This window comes from Streptomyces sp. 184, assembly GCF_045781775.1.
In the GTDB taxonomy this organism is placed as follows: domain Bacteria; phylum Actinomycetota; class Actinomycetes; order Streptomycetales; family Streptomycetaceae; genus Streptomyces.
In genome coordinates this window covers 3,990,523-4,016,481 of record NZ_CP123230.1, presented here as the reverse complement: position 1 = coordinate 4,016,481, position 25,959 = coordinate 3,990,523, and the positions used below count along the sequence as shown (strand labels likewise).

Below are 25,959 nucleotides of genomic sequence, written 5' to 3'. Positions count from 1 at the left end.
CGCGGCGTCAGCGGATGCCGACGGCGGCGAGCGCCGCGCGCTGGGCGCCGGTGATCTCGCTGCCCCACAGCACGTAGCAGATGCCGCCGGTGCCGGAGCGGACCGCGCCCGCGGCGTCGTAGCGCTTCGTGCGCAGCCAGATGTTCTCCCACTGCCGGCGCTTGTAGACGTGCCGCACCGCCGGGTTGTTCGGCGAGGCCGGGTCGTTGGCCACGACGTCGCCGTCCCGGGTGAAGCCGACGACGGTCATCAGGTGGCCCGACGTGCCGTAGCCCGCTCCGTCCAGCTCCGCCTCGATGAAGGACTGGGACGTTATCAGCGGGATGCCGGCGGCGACGAGCAGCTCGGCGTCGGCCAGCGAGCCGAGGCGGGTGACGACGCCGTGCATGTCGCGGTACGTGCTCGCGTAGGCGGTGTTGAAGGGCCAGTTGCCGCAGCCCTCGTACTGGTAGTCGTAGGTGAAGCGGGCGGCGTGGCAGACCTGCGGGTCGTCGAAGTCGGGATTGACCCACTCCAGGTCCCGGCCGGCGGGCTTGCGGCCCCAGTACTCGATGATCATCTGGGACGAGGTGGGGCTGCACCACGCCTCGCCGCCGTTGTCGTACTCGGGGTAGCGGCCGACGTGGATGTTCTGCGAGTAGCGCGGGACGGCCAGTTCGCGGGAGAGCCGCGGCGTGCTCGCCGGCACCTCGAAGCGGTCCGGTACGTCGGAGCCCATCGCGCCGACCCGCCACACCTGCGGCGTCGCGGCGCTGCCGGGCTTGCGGTAGAGGGTCACCCGCAACTGGTAGTCGACCAGCCGCAGTCCGCTCGCGGCGTCGTCGATGGCGAAGGTGTCGGTCCAGATGCTGCTCTTGCCGTCGCTCTGGTCGTCGACCGTGGTGCGGCGGATGTCGCCGTCGCCCGCGGCCCAGCGGCCCATCACGTACCAGGGGGTGCGGCCGCCGTCGTTGTACGTGCCGCGCAGCTCGACCATCAGCCAGGTGCCGGCCGGGGTGGCGGCGTTCCAGGAGGCGACGACCTCGGTGGCGGGCGGGGCCAGCCGGTGGACCGGGGAGGTCCAGGTGGCGTACTCCCAGGAGGCGGTGGTGCCGGTGTGCGGGTCGGCGTAGTCGGTGCGGCCCGCGGGCCGGCCGATCACGATGCCGGGGCGGCGGCCGGGGGCGGCCTTCGTCCCGCGGGCGCTGCCGCGGCGCCACGCGGACGCGGAGGACCAGCCGTGGTAGTCGACGAGGGAGCTGCCGAGCGGCGGGCGGCCGGCCGTGCCGCCGGGCACGGTCGGGGCGGCGAGCGCGGAGGCGGACGCGGCCGGGGCGGCACCGGCCGCTGCGGCCGCCAGGGCGGCAGCCAGTACGGCGCGCCGTGACGCACTTCGGGGCATGGCGGACTCTCCAGACGATTGCGGCGCGTGCTGGGGGGCAGGCCACAACTATTCACCCTCCCTCTGCCGTTAGGAAGTCAATCCGTGCTATGAGATGGGTGAACATTGGTTCATACCACTGGTGTGACCTGGGGTGGAGAACCGCCCCGCGGGGCGGTCGACGTAGCCTTGCGGCGATGAGCGCCACCCACGCCCCGGCGTCCGACCCCTCACTGGCCGCGCTGGCCCGCGAGCTGCGCGGCCTCGCGCCGTCCTGCGGACCCGTGCGGCTGGTGGCCGTCGACGGCCACGCCGGGTCCGGCAAGACGACGTTCGCGGACCGGCTCGCCGGGGCGCTGGGCGGCGCGCCCGTGCTCCGGCTGGACGACATCGCGACCCACCGCGCGCCCTTCGGCTGGACCGGCCGGCTGCGGCGCCAGGTGCTCGACCCGCTGGCCGCGGGGCGCCCGGCGGTCTACGACGCGTACGACTGGCAGGCCCGCGCCTTCACCGCGCGGCGCACGCTGCCCCCGGCGCCCGTGGTGCTCGTCGAGGGCGTCGGCGCGGGCCGGCGGGAGCTGCGCCCCCGCCTCGCCCGGCTGCTGTGGCTGGAGGTGCCGGCCGCGGCGGCGTGGGCGCGCGGGCGGCGGCGCGACGGGCCGGGGCTGGCGGGGTTCTGGGACGGCTGGGAGCGGGCGGAGCGTGCGCACTTCTCGGCCGACCCGTCCCGCCCCCACGCCGGCCTTCTGGTGGTGCGTCAGGGGGACGCGTACCGGCTGGTCCAGGGGCCTGCGCACGCCCGGTGACCACGCGGGGCGCACACCGTGCGTAGCCGGTCTCAGGCCCGGCCGGAATAGGCCCCTCCACGCCCCAACTCCGCTTGACCCAGGGGCAGTACAGGACTTACGTTCTCAGTGAGCGGGCCCCACCGGCACCGCCTCACGCGCGAAGCCCCCGATTGTTCCCCCGTGATCGGGGGCTTCGTTCTGTCCAAAGAGGGAACAATTGGATGACTTACGGACCGGGCTCCCCTCACCCACGGTCACCGCGTCGGGCGGCCGGGTCCCCCGCGTGCGCGTCCGATACGTGCCGTCGGCCCGCATCGCCGCCGCGGGTACCATGCGAACAGGCCGTCTTTGCCGCAACTCCCCTGTTCCGCAGGGGAGTTCGTGAGGGACGGCCGACCAGCGACCCGGGGAGATCCACGGGGGAACGGTTGGTGGCTACGTGATGGACAACGGCGCGCGCGGGCCGGACGCCCCTGCGGAGCTGGCCTGGCTGCGGGGCGTCGACGCCTACACCATGGGCGCGTACACCCGGGCCGAGGAGGAGTTCAGGTCCGCCGTACAACTGGACCCGCAGATGGCCGACGCCTGGCTGGGGCTGCACGCCCTGCGCGCGGACACCGCCACGGCGCTGCTGGAGATGTACCGGCACCGCGACCGCTTCGGCGAGCAGCGCGCCCGGCACCGCCGCCCCCTCAACTCCTGGTACTGGCTGGGCTGGTGGGTGCAGCCGGTGCTCGACTCCGGCCGCGACCTGCTGCTCGCGCACGCCTCGCACTGGCTGGACGGCCGGCACGTCGCCGAGCTGGAGCAGGCGCTCGCCGCCTGCCCCCCGGCCGAGGCCGACCCGCAGGTGCGCTTCCTGCACGCCTGCCGCGCGTATCTGGTCAAGGACTGGGAGCAGCTCGTCCGGCTGACCGTGCCGCTGACCGAGGACCCGCTGCTGGGCATCGAGGCCGGGCTGTTCGCCGGCATGGCGCGGGTCCGGCTGGAGATGTACGGGCAGGCCGTGCCGATGCTCTCCGCCGCGCTGATGCGCTGCCGCAGCGAGCAGCCGCAGCGCAAGGAGCTGCGCTACTGGCTGGCGCGGGCGCAGGAGGGCTCCGGCCGCAGCGCCGCCGCGCTGCCGCTGTACCGGGCGGTGCACCGGATCGACCCCTCCTTCATGGACACCGCGGCCCGGATCGCCGCCATCGACGGCCTCGACGACTTCGACGGCCTGGACCCGGTGCCGGGCCTGGCGTCGGTCTCCCTGGGCGGCGCCGAGCAGGAGACCGCCCCCGGCGACCCCGCTCCCCCGGCGCCCGACGGCCGGGAGCTGGTGCCGGCCGACGAGGTGCTGCGCCCGCCCGCCCCGGCCGGCGGCGCGGGCGTGCTGCGCGAGCGGGCCTCGCTGCACGCGGGCTCCGCGCACCAGCCGGCCGCCGCCGACCCCGCGATGCTCGCCGAGGCGCTGGCCGACCTCGACCGGATGGTGGGCCTGGACCCCGTCAAGCGCCAGGTGCGGGCGCTGTCGGCGCAGCTCAACATGGCGCGCCTGCGGGCGGGCGAGGGCCTGCCGGTGCAGCCGCCCAAACGGCACTTCGTCTTCTCCGGCCCCTCCGGTACGGGCAAGACCACCGTGGCGCGCATCCTGGGCCGGGTCTTCTACGCGCTCGGGCTGCTGGCCAGCGACCGGCTGGTGGAGGCCGGGCGGGCCGACCTCGTCGGCGAGTTCCTCGGCCAGACCGCGGTGAAGGCCAACGACCTGATCGACTCCGCGCTCGGCGGCGTGCTCTTCATCGACGAGGCGTACAGCCTCGCCGGCGTCGGCTACTCCCGCGGCGACGCGTACGGCGACGAGGCCCTCCAGGTGCTGCTCAAGCGCGCCGAGGACAACCGCGACCGGCTCGTCGTCATCCTCGCCGGCTATCCCAAGGGCATGGACCGCCTGCTCTCCAGCAACCCGGGCCTGACGTCCCGCTTCACGACGCGCGTCGACTTCCCCAGCTACCGGCCGCTGGAGCTGACCGCCATCGGCGAGGTGCTGGCCGCGCAGAACGGCGACAAGTGGGACGAGGAGGCCGTCGAGGAGCTGCGCAGCATCTGCGGGCACGTCGTCGACCAGGGCTGGATCGACGAGCTGGGCAACGGCCGCTTCCTGCGCACGCTGTACGAGAAGAGCTGCGCCTACCGCGACCTGCGGCTGTCGGCCTACCCGGGCCCGCCGGGCCGCGAGGACCTGGCCACGCTGCGGCTGCCGGACCTGATGCAGGCGTACGGCGAGATACTCTCCGGCCGCGAGCCGGGCGAGGAGAGCGAGGCGGGCTGAGGCCGCGGCGCCCGGTCAGCCGACCGAGGTGCGCACGCCCTCCGCGGCGGTCCCTCCCGCCGTACGCTGACGCACCGTCAGCCGGTGCGCGGGATCGCGCACTTCCCCGACCAGCAGCTCCAGTACGTCCTCCAGCGCCACCAGTCCCAGCACCCGCCCCGGCGCGGCCGGGTCCGCCACCGCCGCCAGGTGGGAGGCGCCGCGTCGCATCGCGGCCAGCGCGTCGTCCAGCGGCAGTCCGGGGCGCAGCACGGTCATCGGCCGGAACAGGTGCGCGGGCACGGCCCGGTCGGGCTCGTCCAGATCGAGGACGTCCTTCACGTGCAGATAGCCGAGGTACGTCGGGCCGGTGCCGCCGGCGCCGCGCACCGGGAAGCGCGAGTAGCCGGTGCGTACGGTCAGCTCCTCGACCTGCCGCGGGGTGGCCGAGGCGGCGACGGCGACCATCGACTCCGGGTCGAGCAGCACGTCGGTCACGGGCCGCGAGCCGAGGCCCAGCGCGTCGTTGAGCCGCCGCTGCTCGCCGTCGCCGAGCAGCCCGGCCTCGCGGGAGTCGGCGACCAGGTCGGTGAGCTGCTCGGTGGTGTAGACGCTGGTGAGCGCGGAGCGCGGCTCCACCCGGAAGAGCCGCAGGAGGTGCCGTGCCAGCGCGCCGAGCAGCGCCGTGGCGGGCCGGCAGAGCCGGGCGAAGGCGACCAGCGCGGGCGCGAGCCACAGCGCCGCGGCGGCGGGGGCGGCCAGCGCCAGGTTCTTGGGCACCATCTCGCCGACGACCAGGTGGAGGCAGACGACGACGGCCAGCGAGACGGCGTAGCCGAGCGGGTGGATGAGGCCCGGGGGGACGTGGGCGGTGTGGAAGGCGGGTTCCAGCAGCGAGGCGATGGCGGGTTCGGCGAGGGCGCCGAGGGTCAGCGAGCAGACCGTGATGCCGAACTGCGCGGCGGCCATCATCTGCGGCAGGCGCTCCAGCCCGTACAGCACCCGGCGGGCGCGCGCGGAGCCGGCGGCGGCGTGCGACTCGATCTGGCTGCGGCGTACGGAGACGAGGGCGAACTCGGCGCCGACGAAGAACCCGTTGGCCAGCACCAGCAGCGCGGCGAAGGCCAGTTGGAGCGCGCTCACGCGGCCGTTCCCTGCGCCCGGCCCGGGGCCGCCGCGGCGGCCGTCGCGGACGCGGTTGGCGCGCTGTCCGCGCTACGTACCAGCCGTACCAGCGCCGCCCGGTGGTGGTCGACGTGCCGTACGGCGAGCCGCCAGCCCGGCAGCGCCGCCGTGTCGCCGGCCGCCGGAATCCGGCCGAGCAGCGCGGCGACGAGCCCCGCCACCGTCTCGTACGGGCCCTCGGGCGCCGCGAGCCCGATCCGGCGCAGCGCGTCGAGGCGGCAGCCGCCGTCGGCGTCCCACGCCGGACGTCCGTCGGCGGCCGGCGCGGACCTGAGGTCGGGGACGCCGTCGACCTCCCGGTCGTGCTCGTCGCGGACCTCGCCGACCAGCTCCTCGACGATGTCCTCCAGCGTCACGACGCCCGCGGTGCCGCCGTACTCGTCGACGACCACGGCTATCGGCTGCCCGCCGCGCAGCCGCTCCAGCAGCGGCTGCGCCGGCAGCGTTTCCGGCACCAGCAGCGGCGGCACGGCGATCCGCTCGACGGGGGTGCGCATCCGGCGCCCGGCCGGGACGGCAAGGGCGTCCTTGAGGTGGACCAGGCCGGTGACCTCGTCCAGCCGGTCGGCGTAGACGGGGAAGCGGGACAGGCCGGTGGCGCGGGTGAGGTTGAGGACGTCCGCGGCGGTGGCGGAGGACTGGAGGGCGACCACCCGCACCCGCGGCGTCATCACGTGCTGCGCGGTCAGCTCGCCGAGCGAGAGGGTGCGGACGAACAGGTCCGCGGCGTCCGGCTCGATCATCCCGGCCTGGGCCGAGCTGCGCGCCAGCGACCCCAGCTCCGTCGGCGTACGGGCAGAGGCCAGCTCCTCGGCCGGCTCGACGCCCAGCAGCCGCACCAGCCGGTTGGCGGCGGTGTTGAGCAGCGCGATGAGCGGGCGGAAGAAGCGCGAGAACGCGGTCTGCGGTCCCGCGACGAAGCGGGCGACGGCCAGCGGCCGGGAGACCGCCCAGTTCTTCGGTACGAGTTCGCCGAGGACCATCTGCGCCGCGGAGGCGAGCAGCACCCCGGCGGCCAGCGCGGTGCCGGGCACCGCGCCCGCGGGCAGCCCGGCGGCGGTCAGCGGGCCGCGCAGCAGCCGGCCGAGCGCGGGCTCGGCGAGCATGCCGACGACCAGCGAGGTGAGGGTGATGCCGAGCTGGGTGCCGGAGAGCTGGAAGGAGAGCTGCCGCAGCGCGGCCACGACCCGGGCGGCGTGCCGGTCACCGGCCGCGGCGGCCCGCTCCGCCTCCGGGCGCTCCACGGCGACCAGCCCGAACTCGGCCGCCACGAAGAAGCCGTTGGCCAGGATGAGCAGGAACGCCGTGCCGAGCAGGGCCAGTGAGGTGATCATCGCGCCGCCTCCGCGCGGAAGGCGGCGCCGGTACTACAGGAGGATCCGTCCATCGCCCTGGGGGGCTCACTCCTCGGGTCGCCGGGTGACCCGGTGCGCGCGGCTCCGGGAGGGTCCCTCAGGGGCCCTGCGCACCAGAGTAAACACGACCCCGGGGCGTGCGGCAGACTCAGGCGCCGGACGCGCTCGTGCCGCGCTCCGCGGCCATCCCGGCGAGCGCCCGCGCGTCCTGCTCGGCCTGCTGCCTGGCGATGCCCGGCTGGATGCCCATCGCCGGCAGGCTGGTGCCGTCGGCGAGGTCGAGCAGGACCCAGGGGTCGCCGGGCCGCAGGTTGACACGGAGGATCTCGGCCCAGGCCAGATGCCGGCGGTGGGTCAGGTTGGTGACGGTGACGCCGTCGTCGTCCGCGACCACCTTGGGGCGGCCGAGCAGCAGCAGGCCGCCGAGGAAGAGCAGCCCGGTGACGACGAAGCTGATCCGCTCCCCCACGTTCATGCTCAGCGTCATGCCGATCGCGGTGAGCGTGGCGAAGATCGCGAAGCCCGCGGTGGCGAGCACCACCCGGGTGCGGCGTGGCCGGAAGGTGACCGGCAGCTCGTCGGCGGTCACAGGCGGCAGGCGTGGATCGTGGTGGTGAGGATGGCGCGGGCACCCAGCTCGTACAGCTCGTCCATGATCCGCTGGGCGTCGGCCGTCGGCACCATCGAGCGGACGGCGACCCACCCCTCGTGGTGCAGCGGGGAGACGGTGGGCGACTCCAGGCCGGGGGTGAGGGCGACGGCCTGCTCCAGGTGCTCGGCGCGGATGTCGTAGTCCATCATCACGTACCGGCGGGCGACGAGGACGCCCTGCATCCGGCGCAGGAACTGCCGTACCTTCGGCTCCTCGCGCGGCGAGCCGGTGCCGCGGACGACGACCGCCTCGGAGGTGAGGATCGGCTCGCCGATGATCTCCAGACCGGCCTGCCGCAGCGTGGTGCCGGTTTCCACGACGTCGGCGATGATCTCGGCGACGCCGAGCTTGATCGCGGTCTCCACGGCGCCGTCGAGGTGCACGACGTCGGCGTCCACGCCGTGGTCCGCCAGGTGCTTGGCGACCAGTCCGGAGAAGGACGTGGCCACGGTCCTGCCGCCGAAGTCGGCGACGCCGGCGGCGGTGCCGGGGCGGGTGGCGTAGCGGAAGGTGGAGGCGCCGAAGCCGAGCTGCATGATCTCCTCGGCGCCGGCGCCGGAGTCGAGCAGCAGGTCGCGGCCGGTGATGCCGAGGTCAAGGCGGCCCGAGCCGACGTAGACGGCGATGTCGCGGGGGCGCAGGAAGAAGAACTCGACGTCGTTGTCGGCGTCGGTGAGCACCAGTTCGTGGCGGTCCGTGCGCTGCCGGTAGCCGGCCTCATGGAGCATCGCCGACGCAGGCTCGGCGAGGGAACCCTTGTTGGGGACGGCGATGCGCAGCATGGTCGTGTGTCTTCCTGTTCTGCCGGTCGGCTGTAGAGGTGCGTACGGACGTCAGAGGTGGGCGTAGACGTCGTCCAGGGAGATGCCCCGGGCGACCATCATCACCTGGAGGTGGTAGAGGAGTTGGGAGATCTCCTCCGCGGTGCGCTCCTCGCCCTCGTGCTCGGCGGCCATCCAGACCTCCGCCGCCTCCTCGACGACCTTCTTGCCGATCGCGTGCACGCCCTGCTCGACGAGCTGGGCGGTGCGGGAGGTGGCGGGGTCGCCGGTGGCGGCCTTCTGGTGCAGCTCGGCGAAGAGCTGCTCGAATGTCTTGCTGGCCATGGTGGGCCCAAGTCTACGGGGTCCGCGGGGGCACTCAGCGCCGGGGCTCGGCCACGGTGCGCAGCGCCGCGGCGGTGGCGACGGCGGCGGTGACCGCCTCGTGGCCCTTGTCCTCCACGGAGTCCGCCAGCCCGGCGCGGGCGAGCGCCTGCTCCTCGGTGTCGCAGGTGAGCACGCCGAAGCCGACGGGCACGCCGGTCTCCACGCCGACCCGGGTCAGGCCCTCGGTCACGCCCTGGCACACGTAGTCGAAGTGCGGGGTGCCGCCGCGGATGACGACGCCGAGGGCGACGACGGCGTCGTGGCCGCGGTCGGCCATCGCCTTGGCCGCCACCGGCAGCTCGAAGCTGCCGGGCACGCGTAGCAGGGTGGGCTCGGCGATGCCCAGCTCGCCGAGGGCGCGCAGGGCGCCGTCGACGAGCCCGTCCATCACCTGCTCGTGCCAGCGGGCGGCGACGACGGCGACCCGGAGGTCCTCGCAGTTCTTCACGGTCAGTTCGGGTGCGCCCTTGCCGCTCACGGCTCTCCTCGTTCGCTGTGCTGTGCGGGTACATGAGACATACGGGATATGCGGGATATGCGGGATGAAGGGGAAACGGTGCCTCTACGGCGTCACTGGTTGCTGCACACCGCGACGGGTGCGCCGTCCAGCCACGGCAGGTGGTGGCCCATGCGGTCGCGCTTGGTGCGCAGGTAGCGCAGGTTGTGCTCGCCGGCCTCGACGGGGGTGGGCTCGCGCCCGGTGACGGCCAGGCCGTGGCGCAGCAGGGCGTCGACCTTCTCGGGGTTGTTGGTCATCAGGCGCACGGAGGTGACGCCGAGGTCGGCGAGCATGCGGGCGCCGGCGGCGTAGTCGCGGGCGTCGGCGGGCAGGCCCAGCTCCAGGTTGGCGTCGAGGGTGTCGCGCCCGCGCTCCTGGAGCTCGTACGCGCGCAGCTTGGACAGCAGGCCGATGCCGCGGCCCTCGTGGCCGCGCAGGTAGATCACGACGCCGCGGCCCTCGGCGGCCACGCGGCGCAGCGAGGCGTGCAGCTGGGGGCCGCAGTCGCAGCGCTGGGAGCCGAAGACGTCGCCGGTCAGGCACTCGGAGTGGAGGCGTACGAGCACCCCCTCGCCCCGGTCGTCGCCGGCGACGTCGCCCATGACCAGGGCGATGTGCTCCACGCCGTCGGCGGCGGAGCGGTAGCCGTACGCGGTGAAGTCGCCGTACGCGGTGGGCAGCCGGGTCTCGGCCTCGCGGCGTACGGCGGGGGCGTCCGCGGGGGCGGCGGGCTCGACGGGGGCCGAGGCGGGGGCGGGGGCGGGCTCGGTGGCGCGGCGGTAGGCGATGAGGTCGGCGATGGAGATGATCGCGAAGCCGTGCCTGCGGGCGAACGGCACGAGCTGCGGCAGCCGCAGCATCTCGCCGTCCTCGCCGGCGATCTCCACGATCGCGGCGGCGGGCCGCAGCCCGGCGAGCCGGGCCAGGTCCACGCCCGCCTCGGTGTGCCCGTCGCGGACGAGCACACCGCCCTCGCGGGCGCGCAGCGGGAAGATGTGCCCGGGGCGGACGAAGTCCGTGGCCACCGCGCCGGGGTCGGTGAGCAGCCGGATCGTGGTCGCCCGGTCCGAGGCGGAGACGCCGGTGCTGACGCCGTGGGCGGCGGAGGCGTCGACGGTCACGGTGAACGCGGTGCGCATGGACTCGGTGTTCCGCTCGGCCATCTGCCCGATGCCGAGCCGGTCCAGTGCCCCGCCCTCCATCGGCATGCAGATCAGGCCGCTGCACTCGCGCATCATGAACGCCACGGTGGCGGGCGTGATCAGCTCGGCGGCGACGACGAGGTCGCCCTCGTTCTCGCGGTCCTCGTCGTCCACGACGACCACGGGCCGGCCGGCGGCGATCTCCTCTATCGCGCGCTCGACGGGGTCGAGGCGGAGATCCTCCGCGTTCCCGGTGGGCTGCCAGGTCTGAAGGGCGGTCATGCGGCGGCTCCTTCCAGTGCCTCCGGCCGCGCGGCGGCGGGCGGGGCGGTGCGGCGGCTCGCGATCCACCAGGCGCGCAGGCCGAGGAGGACGACGACGCCGTAGACGACGTACACGAGGGCGGAGAACTTCAGGTCGCCGGAGTAGGCGAGGGGGACGCCGACGGCGTCGACGGCGAGCCAGGCGAACCAGAACTCGACCCAGCCGCGGGCCATGGCGACCATGGCGGCGACGGAGCCGGTGAACAGGTAGGCGTCCGGCCAGGGGTTCCAGGACAGCGAGGGGAAGGCGAGGAAGACCAGGGCGACGGCGGTGGTGCCGGCCGCGGTGGCGGCGGCGAGCCAGGCGCGTTCGGTCCAGGTGGCGAAGCGCACCCTGATCGACCCGCTCTCGCGCCGGCCGCGGGTCCACTGCGTCCAGCCCCACACCGAGACGCCGACGACCAGCAGTTGCTTGCCGACGCCGCCGGTCAGGCCGGCGGAGGCGTAGGCGACGACGAGCACCGCACCGGAGAGCAACTGCGCCGGCCAGACGGCCACCGAGCGCCGCCAGCCGAGCGCGAGCGCCGCCAGGCCCAGCAGGTTGCCGGTCATGTCGGCCCACTTGATGTCCTCGCCGAACACCGAGAAGGCCACCCCGTTCAGGGAGTCCAGGGCGCTCACTCCCGCGCTCCGCGGGCCCGGTCGGCGTGCGGGGCGAGCATCCGCTCGACGTACTTGGCGACGACGTCGACCTCCAGGTTGACCGTGTCCCCGGGCTGTTTGAGGCCGAGGGTGGTCAGCGCGAGCGTGGTGGGGATGAGGCTGACGGTGAAGAAGTCGGGGCCGGCGTCCACGACGGTGAGGCTGACGCCGTCGACGGTGATGGAGCCCTTCTCCACCACGTAACGGGTCAGGCCCGCGGGCAGCGCGACCTTGACGACCTCCCAGTTCTCGGAGGTCTTGCGCTCCATGATCTCGCCGGTGCCGTCGACGTGGCCCTGCACCAGGTGCCCGCCGAGGCGCCCGCCGACGGCGGTGGGGCGCTCCAGGTTGACCCGGTCGCCGGGGCCGAGGCCGCCGAGGCCGGAGCGGTTCAGTGTCTCGGCCATGACGTCGGCGGTGAACTCCGGGCCCTCGTGGTCGACGACGGTCAGGCAGACGCCGTTGACGGCGACGGAGTCGCCGTGCCGGGCGCCTTCGGTGACGACGGGGCCGCGCAGCCGGAAGCGGGCGGCGTCGGGCAGTTCTTCGACGGCGACGACCTCGCCGAGTTCTTCCACGATTCCGGTGAACAACGTCAGCTCTCCTTGGTGGCGGGCGGCTCGGGTGCGGGACCCGGCACGGCGGTCAGCCGCAGGTCGGGGCCGAGGTGGTCGACGGCGGTCACATCGAGGCGCAACGCCTCGCCGATCGTCCCGATTCCGGCGTCGGCGAGCGCGGCGGGCCCGGCGCCCAGCAGAACGGGGGCGAGGTAGCAGACGACCCGGTCCACGACGCCGGCGGCGAGGAACGCCCCGGCCAGGGTGGGGCCGCCCTCCAGCAGTACGGAGCGCACGTCCCGCCCGTACAGCGCGGCGAGCAGCGCCGCGACGTCGAGGCCGCGGCCGGTGACGGCGCGCGGCAGGCGCACCACGTCGGCCCGGCGGCCGGCGCCTTCCGCGGCGGCGTCGAGGACGGCCGCGAGGCGGTCGGCGTCGGCGTCGGCGGCGTCGTCGGCCACGGCGACGAGGGTGGGGGCGGCGCCGTCGAGGATCCGGGCCGCGGGGGTGAGCGAGGTGCCCGCGGTGTCGGTGACGACGCGCAGCGGCTGGGTGACGCCGGCTTCGGCGCGCGGCCCGCGGACGGCGAGCTGCGGGTCGTCGGCGCGCAGGGTGCCGGAGCCGACGACGACGGCGTCGGCCTCGGCGCGCAGCCGGTGGACGTCGGCGCGGGCGGCGGGCGAGGTGATCCAGCGGCTGGTGCCGTCGGCGGCGGCGCTGCGGCCGTCGAGGGTGGCGGCGTACTTCCACAGCACGTAGGGCCGCCTGCGCAGCGCGGAGGTCAGCCACGGCTCGTTCCCGGCGGCGGCCTCGTCGGCGAGCAGGCCGCCCTCGGCCTCGATACCGGCGGCGGCGAGCGCGGCGGCCCCGCCGCCGGCCGCGGGGGTGGGGTCGGCGACGGCGTAGACGACACGGGCGACGCCGGCCGCGGCCAGGGCGGTGACGCACGGGCCGGTGCGGCCGGTGTGGCTGCACGGTTCGAGGGTGACGACGGCGGTGCCGCCGCGGGCCCGCTCCCCCGCGTCGGCGAGGGCGGCGACCTCGGCGTGCGGGCCGCCGGCGCGGGCGTGGTGGCCCTCGCCGGCCGGCCGGCCGGCGGCGTCGAGGATCACGCAGCCGACCACGGGGTTGGGGCTGGTGTCGCCGAGCGCCCGGGAGGCGAGCGCGATGGCGCGGCGCATGGCCTGCGCTTCGGCTGGGGTGGCCACCCGGGTCCTCCTGCCTCTTCGGGCACGGACTCCGGGGCCTGTCGTTCACGACAGTCACGGGAACGCGATCACCGGCGCACCGGCCGGGAGACGGGTGGACCGCCCGGAAAAGGGGCGGGCCGCCGCCGGCGGCGCACCTGTGGCATCCCGCCGCGCACTGCCTCCCATCCGGACTTTCACCGTCGGTCCAGGAATTTCACCTGGTCAACCGGCCGCTGGCAGCGGCCGGGTCGCGGACTTTAACCGCCGGTTCGGATTTTCACCGACCCCGGAGTGCGCGTACGTCACTGGTACGCCTCCAGTCTGCCACGCCCGCGTACGGGTCAATCCGCCGGGCGCTGTGGGCTGGGTCACCTCCGCGCCGCCCCGGGACCGCCCCGGCGGGGCGGCGGGCACCACCCGTACGGGGGGTGATCGAGGGCTCGCCCGGGAGGGTGATGGCCGCGCGGGGTGCCGGCTGCCAGGGTGGCGGCCATGACGTCCGTGCGGGAAAGGACCGCCTCCGTGACCCTCGACGCCGCCGCCGGCCGGATGCGGGCGCTGGCGTGCGAGCTGCCCGGGCGCGACGGGGTGGCGGTCTTCACGTCGGTGTATCTCGCGGTGACCGACGAGGTGCGGCAGCAGTTGGCGGCCGGCGGCTTCGCCGACCGGACCGCCACCGCCGGGCTGTCCGCGGACTTCGCCGGCCGGTTCCTGGCCGCGGTGGACGACGCCGCGGCGGGCCGCCGCCCGCCGGCGTGCTGGCGCCCGCTCTTCCAGGCCCGCCGCCATCGCGGCGTCCACCCGCTTCAGTTCGCGCTCGCCGGCATCAACGCCCATATCGGCTACGACCTCCCGCTCGCCGTCGTCGCCACCTGCCGCGCGCTGCGGCGCGAACCGGAGGACGTCGAGGGCGACTACGAGCGCGTGGGCGACCTGCTCGTCCGGCTGGAGGAGCGGATCCGTGAGCAGCTCATGCCGGGTCCCGACCTGCTGGACGTGGCGGATCCGCTGACCCACCTCGCCGGGGCGTGGAGCCTGGAGCGGGCCCGGGACGCGGCGTGGGCGGCGGCCCGGGTGCTGTGGCGGCTGCGCGGACTGCCGGAAGTGGGCGAGGAGTTCAGCGTGCGGCTGGACCAGTCGGTGGGGCTGGTCTCGCGCTGCCTGCTGGTGCCGCTGCGCGGCCGCTTCGACGACTGAGCCGGGCGGCCGGCCCGTAGTGCGTGAAACGGCCTCCGCGTCCCGCGTACACACCGGGCGCCCGGCGCCGCCGCCGCGTCAGTCCTCCGGCAGCTCCACCGGGGCGATGGCGTCGAAGACGTCGCCGGGCCCGGGGTTGGCGGGGTCGGTGGCGCCGCCGAAGTGCCGCATCACGCCCCACACCGCGTTCAGCGCCGTCTGCACCGCGCCCTCGGCCCAGCCCGCCGTCCAGGAGATGTCGTCGCCGGCCAGGAAGAGCCCGCGCTTGCCCGCGGGCAGCGACTCCTGCATGAAGTGGGTGAACAGCCGCCGCTGGTAGCGGTAGTGGCCGGGCAGGTTCGCCTTGAACGCGCCCATGAAGTACGGCTCGTCCTCCCAGGAGACCGCCACCGGCGGGCCGATGACGTGCTTCCTGATGTCGACGCCCGGATAGATCTCGCCGAGCGACTTGAGCATGACCTCCATCCGCTCCTCGGCGGGCAGCGGCAGCCATTTCAGGCTGTCGTCGCACCAGGTGTACGACAGGCAGATCACCGCCGGCCGGTCCGGGCCGTCGTCGAGGAGGTAGGTGCCGCGCGTCATGCGGTCGGTGAGCGTCATGGACATCACGTCGCGCCCGGTCCGCTCGTCGCGGTCGAGCCAGAACGGCCGGTCCACGGGCACGAACAGCTTGGCGGACGCCATGTAGTGGGTGCGTTCGACGGCGGTCCAGTGGTCGATGGGCAGCAGCTCGTCGGCGCAGTCGATCTTCGACAGCAGCATCCACGACTGGGCGGTGAAGACCGCGGCCCGGTAGGTGCGTACGTCGCCGGAGGAGTCGGTGACGGTGATCCGCTCGCCGGGCGCGCGGCCGAGCCGGGTGACGGCCGGGCGCGGGGCGCCGCCGCCGTGCAGGGCGGCCAGCGAGGTGCCCTGCGCCCAGTGCACGATCTTGCCCGGGGCCCGCTCCCACAGCCGCAGCGGGAGCTGCCGGCTGCCGCCGACGATGCCGCGGTGGTCGTCGTCGGCCTCGGTGTAGACGACGCGCAGGATCTCCAGGATGGAGTTGGGGAAGTCGGTGTCCCAGCCGCCGGTGCCGAAGCCGACCTGGCCGAAGATCTCCCGGTGCCGGAAGGAGCGGAACGCCGCGGAGTCGCAGAGGAAGCCGTAGAAGGTCTGGTTGTCGAGCCGCTCGACCAGAGCGGCCCACAGCTCGCGGATGCGCGGCACGTCGCGCTCGCGGATGGCGCGGTTCATGGCCGTGAAGTCGGCGCCCTCCTCGAGGCAGTCGGCCCAGGCGGCGGCGACGTCGCGGTAGACCTGCGGCAGGTCGTCGATGGTGCGGGCGTAGTGCGACTCGCCCTTGAGGTCGACGACGGTCGACGGGGTGCCGGGGGCCAGCGGGTTGGGGAACGGGCGCGTTTGCAGGCCGGCGAGGTCGATGTAGTGCCGCAGCGCCGTGGACGACGGCGGGAAGCGCATCGCGCCCATCTCGGCGGTGAGCGCGGGGTCGCAGCCGGGGAACGTCTCGGTACGCAGCCGGCCGCCGAGCCGGTCCGCCTCGTAGACCACCGGCTTCAGGCCCATCTTCATCAGCTCGTACGCGGTGACCAGGCCGGAGAGCCCCGCGCCGACGACGGCGACCTCGGTGCCGTGCTCGGTCGCCGGTACCTGGCCGAGCCCGGCGGGGTGGCCGAGGAAGTCGTCGTACGCGAAGGGGAAGTCGGGGCCGAACATCGTGATCGGCCGCCGGGCGGTCTCCTCCCCCGCGGGGTGGACGGCGGTGGGCACGGTGGACGTCATCGGGCAGGGCTCCTCGGCGTTCGGGCAGGGCGGCGCGCGGCGGTCGCCTGGGCGCGCGGGTGTACGGGTGTACGGGTGTATGGATGTATGGGGCACGGGGTACGGGCCGGTGGTCTTCGGGCGTGCGCGTCTCGCGCGGGAGAGTCGGAGGCGTCAGGCGTACAACTCGGGCCTCAGGTCCACGAGGTAGGTGTTGTCGCTGCGGGCGCCGGCTATCCGGGCCGGGTCGACGTCGGCGAGGATCAGGTCCTCGCCGCTGTGCCCGGCGCGGGCGCGCACCGTGCCGTCGGGTGCGGCCAGGCAGCTCAGCCCGGCGAAGTGGTGCTCGCCCTCGGCGCCGACGCGGTTGGCGTAGGCGACGTAGAGCTGGCTCTCGTAGGCGCGCGCGGGCACGAGCGTGCGGGCCACGAACTCGTACGGGCGCATCAGCGCGGTGGGCACGAGCAGCAGCTCGGTGCCGGCCAGGGCGTGCGCCCGTACCACCTCGGGGAACTCCACGTCGTAGCAGACCAGCATGCCGACGCGGATGCCGTCGACGTCGGCCTGGACCACCGGGGTCTCGCCCGGGGTGAAGAACTTCCGCTCGAAGTCGCCGAAGAGGTGGGTCTTGCGGTAGTTCGCCAGCGGATAGCCGTACGGGGTGATGAGCTGGACGGCGTTGTACACGTCGGTGCCGGCCCGCTCCGGGTAGCCGTAGGCGATGGACAGGCCGTGGTCGGCGGCGATGCCGGCGACGGCGTGGGCGCCCGGGCCGTCGGCGGGCTCGGCGCGGCCGGCGGGGTCGGTGGCGTACCCGCTGAGGAACAGCTCGGAGGCGACCAGCAGCCGCGCGCCCCCGGCGGCGGCGGTCCGGGCGGCGGCCTCCAGTGCGGCGAGGCCCTCCTGTCTGCTCGGAGGCACCCCGGCCGGCCCCTGGAGCAGGGCGATGCGCAGCGGCGCCATGTGCAACCTCGCAGGCGGGTGGTGCGGTTCGTTCCCTCGACGGTACGTCCTGCGCAAGGCCCGGAACAAGGCCCGTCGATTGCGTCCGACCAGGCGATTCGTTGCGTCTGCCGGGGCCCGGGCGGTGATCCGTTGCGCGGCGCGGGGGCGGGCGGCTCAGAGCGGCGGGTCGGGGGCGTAGCGGCGGACGAGCGGGGAGAGGACGAGGACCGATCTGGTGCGCTCGACGAAGGGCTCTCCGGCGATCCGTTCCAGCACTTCCTCGAAGTGCCGCATGTCGGTGGCGAAGATCTGCACGATGGCGTCGGCGTCGCCGGTGACCGTGGAGGCGGCGGCCACCTCGGCGTAGCGCGACAGGGTGCGGCGGATGTCGGCGGGGCCGGTCTTGGAGCGGCAGTACAGCTCGACGTAGCCCTCGGTGGCCCAGCCGAGGGCGGCGGGGTCGACGCGTACGGTGAAGCCGGTGATGGCGCCGGCGGCGCGCAGCCGGTCCACGCGCCGCTTGACCGCGGGCGCGGAGAGGCCGACCCCGGCGCCGATGTCGGCGTAGGTGCGGCGGGCGTCCTCGGCGAGGGCGCGCACGATCCGCTCGTCCAGCTCGTCGAGTCGCATGTCCGCAGTACACCACGGCCGGCCGGGCGGCTCCCGCCGCGGCCGGCCCCGCCGCAAGGGCTACTGCCAGCTCGCGTGCAGCGGCTTGCCCTCGGCGTAGCCCGCGGCGCTCTGCACGCCGACGACGGCCCGCTCGTGGAACTCCTCCAGCGTCGCCGCCCCGGCGTAGGTGCACGCGCTGCGCACGCCCGCGACGACGGCGTCGATGACGTCCTCGACGCCGGGCCGCGCCGGGTCCAGGAACATTCGCGAGGTGGAGATGCCCTCCTCGAAGAGCCCCTTGCGGGCGCGGTCGTACGCGGACTCCTCCGCGGTACGGCCGCGTACGGCGCGCGCCGAGGCCATGCCGAAGCTCTCCTTGTACAGCCGCCCGTCCGCGGTCTGCTGGAGGTCGCCCGGGGACTCGTAGGTACCGGCGAACCAGGAGCCGATCATGACGTTGGAGGCGCCGGCGGCCAGCGCCATGGCCACGTCCCGGGGGTGCCGCACACCGCCGTCGGCCCACACGTGCTTGCCGAGCCGGCGCGCCTCGGCGGCGCACTCCAGCACGGCGGAGAACTGCGGGCGGCCGACGCCGGTCATCATGCGGGTGGTGCACATCGCGCCGGGGCCGACGCCGACCTTGACGATGTCGGCGCCCGCCTCGACCAGGTCGCGTACGCCGTCGGCCGCGACGATGTTGCCCGCCACCACCGGCACCTCGGGACCGAGGGCGCGGACGGCGCGCAGCGCGTGGATCATCTGCTCCTGGTGGCCGTGCGCGGTGTCCACCACGAGGGTGTCGATGCCGGCGTCGAGGAGCTGCTTGGCGCGGCCGGCGACGTCGCCGTTGATGCCCACCGCGGCGGCGACGCGCAGCCGGCCGCGGGCGTCGGTGGCGGGGGTGTAGAGCGTGGCCCGCAGGGCGCCCTTGCGGGTGAGCAGGCCGACGAGCCGCCCGTCGGGGCCGACGGCGGGGGCGAGCCGGCGGTGGGCCGCGTCCAGCCGGTTGAACGCCTCCCGCGGGTCGAGGTCCGCGTCGAGGGTCAGCAGCTCGCGGGACATGACCTCGGAGAGCTGGGTGAAGCGGTCCACGCCGTTGAGGTCGGACTCGGTGACGACGCCGACGGGGCGGCCGTCCTCGACGACCACGGCGGCGCCGTGCGCCCGCTTGGGCAGCAGCGCCAGCGCGTCGGCGACGGTGGAGTGGGGGCCGAGCACGATGGGGGTGTCGAGCACCAGGTCGCGCCCCTTGACCCAGGAGACGACCTCCGCGACGACGTCGATGGGGATGTCCTGCGGGATGACCACGAGCCCGCCGCGGCGGGCCACGGTCTCCGCCATCCGGCGGCCGGCGATGGCCGTCATGTTGGCGACGACCAGGGGGATGGTGGTGCCGGTGCCGTCGGCGGAGGAGAGGTCCACGGCCTGCCGGGAGCCCACGGCGGAGCGGCGGGGGACCATGAACACGTCGTCGTAGGTCAGGTCATAGGGCGCGGAGGAGTCATTCAGGAAACGCACGTACTTCAGTGTCCCACGCCACCGCCGGATCGCCCCCGGACGGATCCTCCGGCCCGGCGGCGGCGTCGCGGTGCGATCGTACGAACGTGCGGCGACGGGACGCGGAGACGTGCAGGAGGGCGGCCCGCGGGTACCCCGGGTGCCATGGACACCGACCCGCACACCCGCGTTCTCGCCGCCGACACGGCGGTCACCGCCGCCCTGCTCCCCTTCCTCATCGGCCTCGTCCTGGTCGCCGTGCTGGTCGGCGCGGTGTGGCTCGGCATCCGGATACGGTCCCGGGAGCCCGCGCCGCCGCGGCCCGAGGACCAGCCCAGGCCGCCGGCGTCCGGCCCGGTCCGGCGGGTCACGGAGGAGCATCGCGAGCCCGTGGAGGTGCCCCGGCGCGGACGCCGGCTGACCGCGCACCGGCTCCGTGGCCACGGCAACTCCGGCACCCGCCCCGGGCGGCGGCAATCGGGCGGATCTTCCGGTGCGGGGGCGTGAAGTCGCGCCCGGGCGGGCAGCCGCCCCCTTGACCGCAGCGGAAACACGCGCACGCCCCGTCACGGGAGGACGACATGTCGACGCAGCCGAGCCGGATGCCGGCAGCGGACACCTGGAACCGCACGCCCGCCGGTCCGCCGCCGGCGGCGGACCGCGAACCCGACCCCGTACCGCCGTTGCCGACCCCGACCCCGACGCCGCCCGGGCCGGGGCCCGACCCCCGCCCCGTACCCGATCCGGGCCCAGGGCCGGGGCCGGGCCCCGGGCCAGTGCCGCAGCCGCCGCCCGCGCCGGATCCGATCCCCAGGCCGCCGGGCCCCGACCCGGTGCCGGAGCCCAGTCCCCAGCCGGGCCCGGTGTCCTGACGCCGGACCGCCGAGGGGGCAGGGACCAGGAGACGACGGTGAAGGAGGCGATCCCAGGTGGCTGTTTCGACCGACGAGCTCGATCGTGAGGCCCTCGTCCGCTACATCGAGGACGGGTTCCTCTGCGCCCAGGCGTGTGCGGAGTGCGCGACGGCGTGCCTCCAGCCCGCCGGAGCCGCGGAGCCGGGCGCGGTGCAGCGGCTGGACCTGCGGTGCGCGGACGTGTGCGAGCAGACCTCGCGGATGCTCACGCAGCACGGCCGGTACGACGCGCCGGGGCTGCGCACACAGGTCGAGCTGTGCGCCGAGACGTGCGCGGCGTGCGCCGAGGACTACGAGCGGCTGGCCGCCACCGCGCCGGGGGCGGCGGAGCGGGCCGCGGCGTGCCGCCGCTGCGAGCAGGCGTGCCGCGACTTCCTGGTGAACCTGGTCTGATCCCGGGGCGGGGCGTGGGAACGGCCGGCCGTCAGCCCGCGACGCGGATGCCCCGGCCCGCCACGTCGACCACGATCCCCTCGTCGGTCGCGGTGACCATGTCGAGCCGTACCCCGTCGGGCAGCCCGCCGACCTGCCGTTCGACGTCGACGGCCCCGCGGACCGCCTCCTCGGCCCCGGGCACGCCGGCGGCCGGAATCTCCTCGGCGTGCAGCCGGATGGTGTCGCCGCCCACGGTCTCGACCGTGGAGAGCACCTCGGCCGGCTCCTGCGCGTCCAGCACCTCGGCGCTCGCGGTGACCTTCACCTTGCCGTCGCCGCCGTAGCCGAAGGTGACCCCCTGGCGTCCGGCCACGGCGGTCAGCGCCTCGTACGCGATGAGGGCGGAGCCCTCGGCGCTCTCCGCGGTCGCACCGCCGTAGTCCCCGTCCAGCTCGACGCCGCCGAGGTCCGCGCGGAACTCGGAGATCATCAGCCGCTCCCCGGTGCCGGCGGCGGCCGGGTCCGCGCGGATGCCGGTCATGGTGACCTCGACGTCGTCGAGGTGCTTGCCGTAGATCTGGGTGAGGAAGGGGAAGCCCTTGATCGACACGTCCGTGCTGCCCTCAAGGCCCTGCCGGGCCTGGATCTTCTCCGCGACCTTCCCCTCGGCCACGTACACGGCCAGCCGGTCGGCGGCGACGAAGAGCACGCCGAGCACGAGACACACCACGAGCACGATCCGCAGTCCACGCATGAGACAGGTCCCCCCCGGGAGCGTCGGTCCCGGGAGCCTATCCGCTCCCCCGGGCCGCCTTCCGCGCCGCCGGGCAGGTGTGACGCATCTCTACCGAGCCGTGGCGCAGGGCCCTGTCCGGCGCGTGCGGTCCACGGGATATCTTGATATCAAGCAATCCGGCAGAGCAGCGACGCGGACTGGAGCACCCGGTGACCGAATCAGCATCGACGATCATCTACACCCACACCGACGAGGCCCCGGCCCTGGCGACGTACTCGTTCCTGCCGGTGGTCCAGGCGTACGCCGCGACCGCCGGGGTCGAGGTGGAGACCCGCGACATCTCGCTGTCCGGGCGGATCCTCGCCCAGTTCCCCGAGCGGCTGCCGGCCGGCCGGCAGGTGGCCGACGCGCTCGCCGAGCTGGGCGAGCTGGCCAAGACCCCGCGCGCGAACATCATCAAGCTGCCGAACATCTCGGCGTCCATCCCGCAGCTCAAGGCCGCCGTCGCCGAGCTGCGCACGCACGGCTACGACCTGCCGGACTACCCGGACGAGCCCAAGACCGACGAGGAGCGCGACATCCGCGCCCGCTACGACAAGGTCAAGGGCAGCGCCGTCAACCCCGTGCTGCGCGAGGGCAACTCCGACCGCCGCGCCCCCGCCTCGGTGAAGAACTACGCCCGCAACCACCCGCACCGCATGGGCGCCTGGACGCCGGAGTCGAAGACGAACGTCGCGCACATGATCGCCGACGACTTCCGCTCCACCGAGAAGTCCGCGGTCGTCGACCGGGACGGCAGCCTGCGCATCGAGCTGGCCGCCGCGGACGGCACCACCGAGGTGCTGCGCGAGTCGGTGCCTGTGCTCGCCGGCGAGGTGCTCGACGCCTCCGTGATGCACGTCGAGGCGCTGCGCGCGTTCCTCGGCGAGCAGGTCGCCCGGGCGAAGACCGAGGGCGTGCTGTTCTCGCTGCACCTGAAGGCCACGATGATGAAGGTCTCCGACCCGATCGTCTTCGGCCACGCCGTACGGGCCTTCTTCCCGCGTACGTTCGCGCACCACGGCGAGACGCTGGCCGCCGCGGGCCTGACCCCCGACGACGGGCTCGGCGGCATCCTCGCCGGCCTGGACGCGCTGCCCGAGGGCGCCGCGATCAAGGCGTCGTTCGACGAGGAGCTGGCCGAGGGGCCGGCGCTGGCGATGGTCGACTCCGACCGCGGCATCACCAACCTGCACGTGCCCAGCGACGTCATCGTGGACGCCTCGATGCCCGCGATGATCCGTACCTCCGGCCACATGTGGGGCCCGGACGGCGCCGAGGCGGACACCCTCGCGGTCATCCCGGACAGCAGCTACGCGGGCATCTACCAGGTCGTCCTCGACGACTGCCGCGCCCACGGCGCCTTCGACCCGGCGACGATGGGCTCGGTGCCCAACGTCGGCCTGATGGCGCAGAAGGCGGAGGAGTACGGCAGCCACGACAAGACCTTCGAGGTCGGCGCGGCCGGCACCGTACGCGTCGTCGACGGGGCCGGCGACGTCGTGCTGGAGCAGCCCGTCGCCCAGGGCGACATCTTCCGCATGTGCCAGACCAAGGACGCGCCGATCCGCGACTGGGTGAAGCTCGCCGTCACCCGTGCCCGCGCCACCGGCGACCCGGCGGTCTTCTGGCTGGACGAGACCCGGGCGCACGACGCGCGCCTGATCGAGAAGGTGCGCGCGTACCTGCCGGAGCACGACACCGAGGGCCTGGACATCCGGATCCTCGCCCCGGCCGACGCGATGGCGCTGTCGCTGGAGCGGATCCGCCGCGGCGAGAACACCATCTCGGTCACCGGCAACGTGCTGCGCGACTACCTCACCGACCTCTTCCCGATCCTGGAGCTGGGCACCAGCGCCAAGATGCTCTCCGTCGTCCCGCTGATGAACGGCGGCGGCCTGTTCGAGACCGGCGCCGGCGGCTCCGCGCCCAAGCACGTGCAGCAGTTGGTCAAGGAGAACTACCTGCGCTGGGACAGCCTGGGCGAGTTCCTGGCGCTGGCCGTCTCCTTCGAGCACCTGGCGCAGACGACGGACAACGCCCGCGCCCAGGTCCTCGCCGACACCCTGGACCGGGCGACGGCCACGTTCCTGAACGAGAACAAGTCGCCCACCCGCCGCGTCGGCGGCATCGACAACCGCGGCAGCCACTTCTACCTGGCGCTGTACTGGGCGCAGGAGCTGGCGGGCCAGTCGGACGACGCGCGGCTCGCGGAGGCGTTCGCGCCGCTCGCGGCGACGCTGGCGGAGCAGGAGGAGAAGATCGTCGAGGAGCTGCTGGCCGTGCAGGGCAAGCCGGCCGACATCGGCGGCTACTACCGGCCGGACCCGGAGAAGGCGGCGGCGGTCATGCGCCCGTCGCGGACGCTCCACGAGGCGCTGTCGACGCTGGGCTGAGCGCGGCGGGGCCCGCCCCGCGCCCGTACCGCCGCCACCGCCCCGGCCGGAGTCTCCGGCCGGGGCGGTGGTGTGTCAGGCGGTCGGCCGGTCGGGCGATCGGGCGGTCAGGCGAGGCGGCGGGCCAGGCCGAGGGTGCGGCGGGCCCCGGCCACCACGGCGGCGTCCACGAAGCGGCCGTCCGGCAGGGCCAGCGCGCCGGCGTCCGCGGCCGCCGCGGCGGCGATCTCCTCCGCCCGTTCGACCTCCTGCCGGGTGGGCAGGAACGCCCGCTCGATCACCGGCAGTTGCCGGGGGTGGATGGCCGTACGGCCCAGGAAGCCCAGCGCCCGGCCGGCGGCGCAGGAGCGGGCGAGGCCGTCGAGGTCGGCGACGTCGGGGTAGACCGACTGCGCGGGCGGGGCGAGGCCCGCGGCGCTGGCGGCGACGACGGCCCGGCTGCGCGGCCAGGCCAGCCCCGCGTCGTCGGCGACGCCCAGCTCGGCCCGCAGGTCCGCCTCGCCGAGGGCGATACCGCGCACGGCGGGGTGCGCGGCGGCTATCTCGTAGGCGCGCTCGATGCCGAGGGCGGATTCGAGGAGCGGGTAGAGGGGCGGGACGCCGGCGGCGGCGCGGGCCTCCTGTGCGCGGGCCTCCTGGGCGGTGGCCGCCACGCGCAGCACCTCCTGCCGGCCGCCGGTCTTCGGCAGCCGGAGCCCGGCCAGGCCGGGCAGCGGGGCCAGCGTGCGCAGTTCGCCGTCCGCCAGCGGGCCGGCCAGCGCGTTGACGCGGACGTGCACCGGCACCGGGCCGGGGCACGGTTCGGCCAGCAGCTCCGCGGTGGCGGCCAGCGCGTACGCCTTGCGCTCGGGCGCCACCGCGTCCTCCAGGTCGACCAGCACCACGTCCGCGCCGCTGCGCAGCGCCTTGGCCACCACCTCGGGCCGGTCCCCGGGCACGTACAGCCAGGTCAGATACGTGTCCTGGCCGGCCTGGGCCGCCGCCGCCCCGGCTCCCGGGGCCGCCGCGACCGGGGAGCGGCGCGGGGTGCTCACACCGCCCCCTCGTCCCGCAGCCCGGCTATCTCCGCGCCGGTCAGCCCCAGTTCGGCCAGCACCGCGTCGGTGTCCGCGCCGTGCGGCCGGCCGGCCCAGCGGATCGCGCCCGGGGTCTCGGAGAGCCGGAAGAGCACGTTCTGCATCTTCACCGTGCCCAGTTCCTCGTCCTCGACCTCGGTGATCGAGCCCAGCGCCCGGTACTGCTCGTCGGCCATCACGTCGCGCACGTCGTACACCGGCGCCACCGCCGCCTGCGCCTTGTCGAACGCGGCCACGACCGTCGCCGCGTCGTGCCGCGCGATCCACCCGCCGACCGCCCCGTCCAGTTCGTCGGCGTGGCGCGCCCGGCCCGCGCCCGTGCCGAACCACGGCTCGTCGATCAGCTCGGGCCGCCCCACGAGCCGCATCACCCGCTCCGCGACGGACTGCGCGGAGGTGGAGACGGCCAGCCAGCGGCCGTCGGCGGTGCGGTAGGTGTTGCGCGGCGCGTTGTTGGTGGAGCGGTTGCCGGTACGCGGCTGGACGTAGCCGAGCTGGTCGTACCAGATGGGCTGGGGGCCGAGCACGGTCAGCATCGGCTCGATGATCGCCATGTCGACCACCTGCCCGCGGCCGGTGCGCTCCCGCCCGGCGAGCGCGGTCATCACGGCGTACGCGGTGGACAGCGCGGCGACGGAGTCCGCGAGGCCGAACGGCGGCAGCGTCGGCGGCCCGTCCGGCTCGCCGGTGACCGCGGCGAAGCCGCTCATCGCCTCGGCGAGGGTGCCGAACCCGGGGCGGCGGGAGTACGGGCCGAACTGGCCGAAGCCGGTGACCCGGGCGAGCACGAGCCGGGGGTTGGCGGCGGACAGCTCCGCCCAGCCGAGCCCCCACTTCTCCAGCGTGCCGGGGCGGAAGTTCTCGATCACCACGTCGGATCCGGCGGCCAGCCGCAGCAGCACGTCGCGCCCGCCGGGCGTGGACAGGTCGAGGGTGACGTTCTTCTTGTTGCGGCCCAGCAGCTTCCACCACAGGCCGACGCCGTCCTTGGCGGGGCCGTGGCCGCGGGAGGGGTCGGGCTTGGCGGGGTGCTCGACCTTGACGACCTCGGCGCCGAAGTCGCCGAGCATGGTCGCGGCCAGCGGGCCGGCGAAGAGGGTCGCGAGGTCCAGGACGCGCAGCCCGGCGAGCGGGGCCTGCGGTGGTGCGGCGGCGCCGGAGTCGGCCGGGGCGGAGGCGGCTGGGACGGAGCCGGCCGGGACGGAGGCGGCGGAGGCGGAGGCGTCGGGTGCGGAGGCGGGGGTGTCGGTCATGGTGTCGCGCCTTCCTCGGTGGTGCGTTGC

At 74.9% G+C, this 25,959-nt stretch carries 24 protein-coding genes and 1 riboswitch; of the genes, 6 read left to right on the top strand and 18 right to left on the bottom strand.

The annotated features are described in order from the left end of the window. Positions 1 to 7 precede the first annotated feature (7 nt). Positions 8 to 1,381: a peptidase C39 family protein gene (locus QBL21_RS16750; RefSeq protein WP_407563002.1), complete on the bottom strand. Its 1,374-nt coding sequence runs from the start codon at positions 1,379 to 1,381 to the stop codon at positions 8 to 10. Between the two features lie 176 nt (positions 1,382 to 1,557). On the opposite strand from QBL21_RS16750, the gene QBL21_RS16745 reads away from it, so the two are divergent. Beyond that, on the top strand, positions 1,558 to 2,166 hold the full coding sequence (locus QBL21_RS16745) for a uridine kinase (RefSeq protein WP_407563001.1): 609 nt from the start codon (positions 1,558 to 1,560) through the stop codon (positions 2,164 to 2,166). Positions 2,167 to 2,590: 424 nt separating this feature from the next. Next, the gene (locus QBL21_RS16740) at positions 2,591 to 4,456 is read left to right on the top strand and encodes an AAA family ATPase (RefSeq protein ID WP_407563000.1); all 1,866 of its coding nucleotides are present in this window, start codon (positions 2,591 to 2,593) and stop codon (positions 4,454 to 4,456) included. Between the two features lie 15 nt (positions 4,457 to 4,471). Here QBL21_RS16740 and QBL21_RS16735 read toward each other — a convergent pair whose 3' ends face one another. The 10 genes from QBL21_RS16735 to ribD form a co-directional block, all read right to left on the bottom strand. Further along, the gene (locus tag QBL21_RS16735; RefSeq protein WP_407562999.1) at positions 4,472 to 5,578 is read right to left on the bottom strand and encodes a CNNM domain-containing protein; all 1,107 of its coding nucleotides are present in this window, start codon (positions 5,576 to 5,578) and stop codon (positions 4,472 to 4,474) included. Then, positions 5,575 to 6,954, bottom strand: coding sequence for a hemolysin family protein (locus tag QBL21_RS16730; RefSeq protein ID WP_407562998.1), 1,380 nt, complete (start codon positions 6,952 to 6,954; stop codon positions 5,575 to 5,577). The genes QBL21_RS16735 and QBL21_RS16730 overlap by 4 nt, the downstream gene beginning before the upstream one ends. Positions 6,955 to 7,123: 169 nt before the next feature. Next, on the bottom strand, positions 7,124 to 7,564 hold the full coding sequence (locus QBL21_RS16725; protein ID WP_407562997.1) for a PH domain-containing protein: 441 nt from the start codon (positions 7,562 to 7,564) through the stop codon (positions 7,124 to 7,126). After that, positions 7,561 to 8,409, bottom strand: coding sequence for an ATP phosphoribosyltransferase (gene hisG / locus QBL21_RS16720; RefSeq protein ID WP_407562996.1), 849 nt, complete (start codon positions 8,407 to 8,409; stop codon positions 7,561 to 7,563). The genes QBL21_RS16725 and hisG overlap by 4 nt, the downstream gene beginning before the upstream one ends. A 51-nt stretch (positions 8,410 to 8,460) precedes the next feature. Next, positions 8,461 to 8,733 (bottom strand): phosphoribosyl-ATP diphosphatase, encoded by a 273-nt coding sequence (locus tag QBL21_RS16715; RefSeq protein WP_407562995.1) that lies wholly within the window; start codon positions 8,731 to 8,733, stop codon positions 8,461 to 8,463. A 34-nt stretch (positions 8,734 to 8,767) separates the two neighbouring features. Beyond that, on the bottom strand, positions 8,768 to 9,253 hold the full coding sequence (gene ribH, locus QBL21_RS16710; RefSeq protein WP_407562994.1) for a 6,7-dimethyl-8-ribityllumazine synthase: 486 nt from the start codon (positions 9,251 to 9,253) through the stop codon (positions 8,768 to 8,770). A gap of 92 nt (positions 9,254 to 9,345) precedes the next feature. Further along, the gene (locus QBL21_RS16705; RefSeq protein WP_407562993.1) at positions 9,346 to 10,698 is read right to left on the bottom strand and encodes a bifunctional 3,4-dihydroxy-2-butanone-4-phosphate synthase/GTP cyclohydrolase II; all 1,353 of its coding nucleotides are present in this window, start codon (positions 10,696 to 10,698) and stop codon (positions 9,346 to 9,348) included. Beyond that, positions 10,695 to 11,360, bottom strand: a complete 666-nt coding sequence (locus tag QBL21_RS16700; protein ID WP_407562992.1) for a nicotinamide riboside transporter PnuC — start codon at positions 11,358 to 11,360, stop codon at positions 10,695 to 10,697. Before QBL21_RS16700 ends, QBL21_RS16705 begins: the two co-directional genes overlap by 4 nt. Continuing rightward, complete coding sequence (locus QBL21_RS16695) at positions 11,357 to 11,974, bottom strand: riboflavin synthase (RefSeq protein ID WP_407562991.1); 618 nt, start codon at positions 11,972 to 11,974, stop codon at positions 11,357 to 11,359. The genes QBL21_RS16700 and QBL21_RS16695 overlap by 4 nt, the downstream gene beginning before the upstream one ends. 2 nt (positions 11,975 to 11,976) lie before the next feature. Further along, positions 11,977 to 13,119, bottom strand: a complete 1,143-nt coding sequence (ribD, locus tag QBL21_RS16690) for a bifunctional diaminohydroxyphosphoribosylaminopyrimidine deaminase/5-amino-6-(5-phosphoribosylamino)uracil reductase RibD (RefSeq protein WP_407566452.1) — start codon at positions 13,117 to 13,119, stop codon at positions 11,977 to 11,979. Positions 13,120 to 13,296: 177 nt separating this feature from the next. Then, positions 13,297 to 13,427, bottom strand: a riboswitch (FMN riboswitch). Positions 13,428 to 13,620: 193 nt separating this feature from the next. Between ribD and QBL21_RS16685 the strand changes: the two genes are divergently transcribed. After that, entirely contained in the window at positions 13,621 to 14,325 is a 705-nt protein-coding gene (locus tag QBL21_RS16685) for a DUF5995 family protein (RefSeq protein ID WP_407562990.1), read from the top strand. Positions 14,326 to 14,403: 78 nt separating this feature from the next. On the opposite strand, the gene QBL21_RS16680 is transcribed toward QBL21_RS16685, so the two are convergent. From QBL21_RS16680 to QBL21_RS16665, 4 genes are all read right to left on the bottom strand, one after another. After that, positions 14,404 to 16,107, bottom strand: coding sequence for a flavin monoamine oxidase family protein (locus tag QBL21_RS16680; RefSeq protein ID WP_407562989.1), 1,704 nt, complete (start codon positions 16,105 to 16,107; stop codon positions 14,404 to 14,406). A 153-nt stretch (positions 16,108 to 16,260) separates the two neighbouring features. Then, positions 16,261 to 17,049: a carbon-nitrogen hydrolase family protein gene (locus QBL21_RS16675; protein ID WP_407562988.1), complete on the bottom strand. Its 789-nt coding sequence runs from the start codon at positions 17,047 to 17,049 to the stop codon at positions 16,261 to 16,263. A gap of 156 nt (positions 17,050 to 17,205) precedes the next feature. Further along, positions 17,206 to 17,661, bottom strand: a complete 456-nt coding sequence (locus tag QBL21_RS16670; RefSeq protein WP_407562987.1) for an Lrp/AsnC family transcriptional regulator — start codon at positions 17,659 to 17,661, stop codon at positions 17,206 to 17,208. Between the two features lie 60 nt (positions 17,662 to 17,721). Beyond that, positions 17,722 to 19,161 (bottom strand): GuaB1 family IMP dehydrogenase-related protein, encoded by a 1,440-nt coding sequence (locus QBL21_RS16665; protein WP_407562986.1) that lies wholly within the window; start codon positions 19,159 to 19,161, stop codon positions 17,722 to 17,724. Positions 19,162 to 19,305: 144 nt separating this feature from the next. On the opposite strand from QBL21_RS16665, the gene QBL21_RS16660 reads away from it, so the two are divergent. Together QBL21_RS16660 and QBL21_RS16655 are read left to right on the top strand one after the other, a co-directional pair. Next, positions 19,306 to 19,647 (top strand): DUF6479 family protein, encoded by a 342-nt coding sequence (locus tag QBL21_RS16660; RefSeq protein WP_407562985.1) that lies wholly within the window; start codon positions 19,306 to 19,308, stop codon positions 19,645 to 19,647. Positions 19,648 to 20,069: 422 nt separating this feature from the next. Then, positions 20,070 to 20,447, top strand: coding sequence for a hypothetical protein (locus QBL21_RS16655; RefSeq protein ID WP_407562984.1), 378 nt, complete (start codon positions 20,070 to 20,072; stop codon positions 20,445 to 20,447). 31 nt (positions 20,448 to 20,478) lie between these two features. On the opposite strand, the gene QBL21_RS16650 is transcribed toward QBL21_RS16655, so the two are convergent. Continuing rightward, positions 20,479 to 21,183, bottom strand: coding sequence for a DUF2993 domain-containing protein (locus QBL21_RS16650; RefSeq protein ID WP_407562983.1), 705 nt, complete (start codon positions 21,181 to 21,183; stop codon positions 20,479 to 20,481). Between the two features lie 191 nt (positions 21,184 to 21,374). On the opposite strand from QBL21_RS16650, the gene QBL21_RS16645 reads away from it, so the two are divergent. Then, the gene (locus tag QBL21_RS16645) at positions 21,375 to 23,600 is read left to right on the top strand and encodes an NADP-dependent isocitrate dehydrogenase (protein ID WP_407562982.1); all 2,226 of its coding nucleotides are present in this window, start codon (positions 21,375 to 21,377) and stop codon (positions 23,598 to 23,600) included. Between the two features lie 107 nt (positions 23,601 to 23,707). Here QBL21_RS16645 and QBL21_RS16640 read toward each other — a convergent pair whose 3' ends face one another. Together QBL21_RS16640 and QBL21_RS16635 are read right to left on the bottom strand one after the other, a co-directional pair. Further along, positions 23,708 to 24,634, bottom strand: coding sequence for an HpcH/HpaI aldolase/citrate lyase family protein (locus QBL21_RS16640; RefSeq protein WP_407562981.1), 927 nt, complete (start codon positions 24,632 to 24,634; stop codon positions 23,708 to 23,710). After that, positions 24,631 to 25,929, bottom strand: a complete 1,299-nt coding sequence (locus QBL21_RS16635; protein ID WP_407562980.1) for a CaiB/BaiF CoA transferase family protein — start codon at positions 25,927 to 25,929, stop codon at positions 24,631 to 24,633. The genes QBL21_RS16640 and QBL21_RS16635 overlap by 4 nt, the downstream gene beginning before the upstream one ends. Between the last annotated feature and the right edge of the window lie 30 nt (positions 25,930 to 25,959).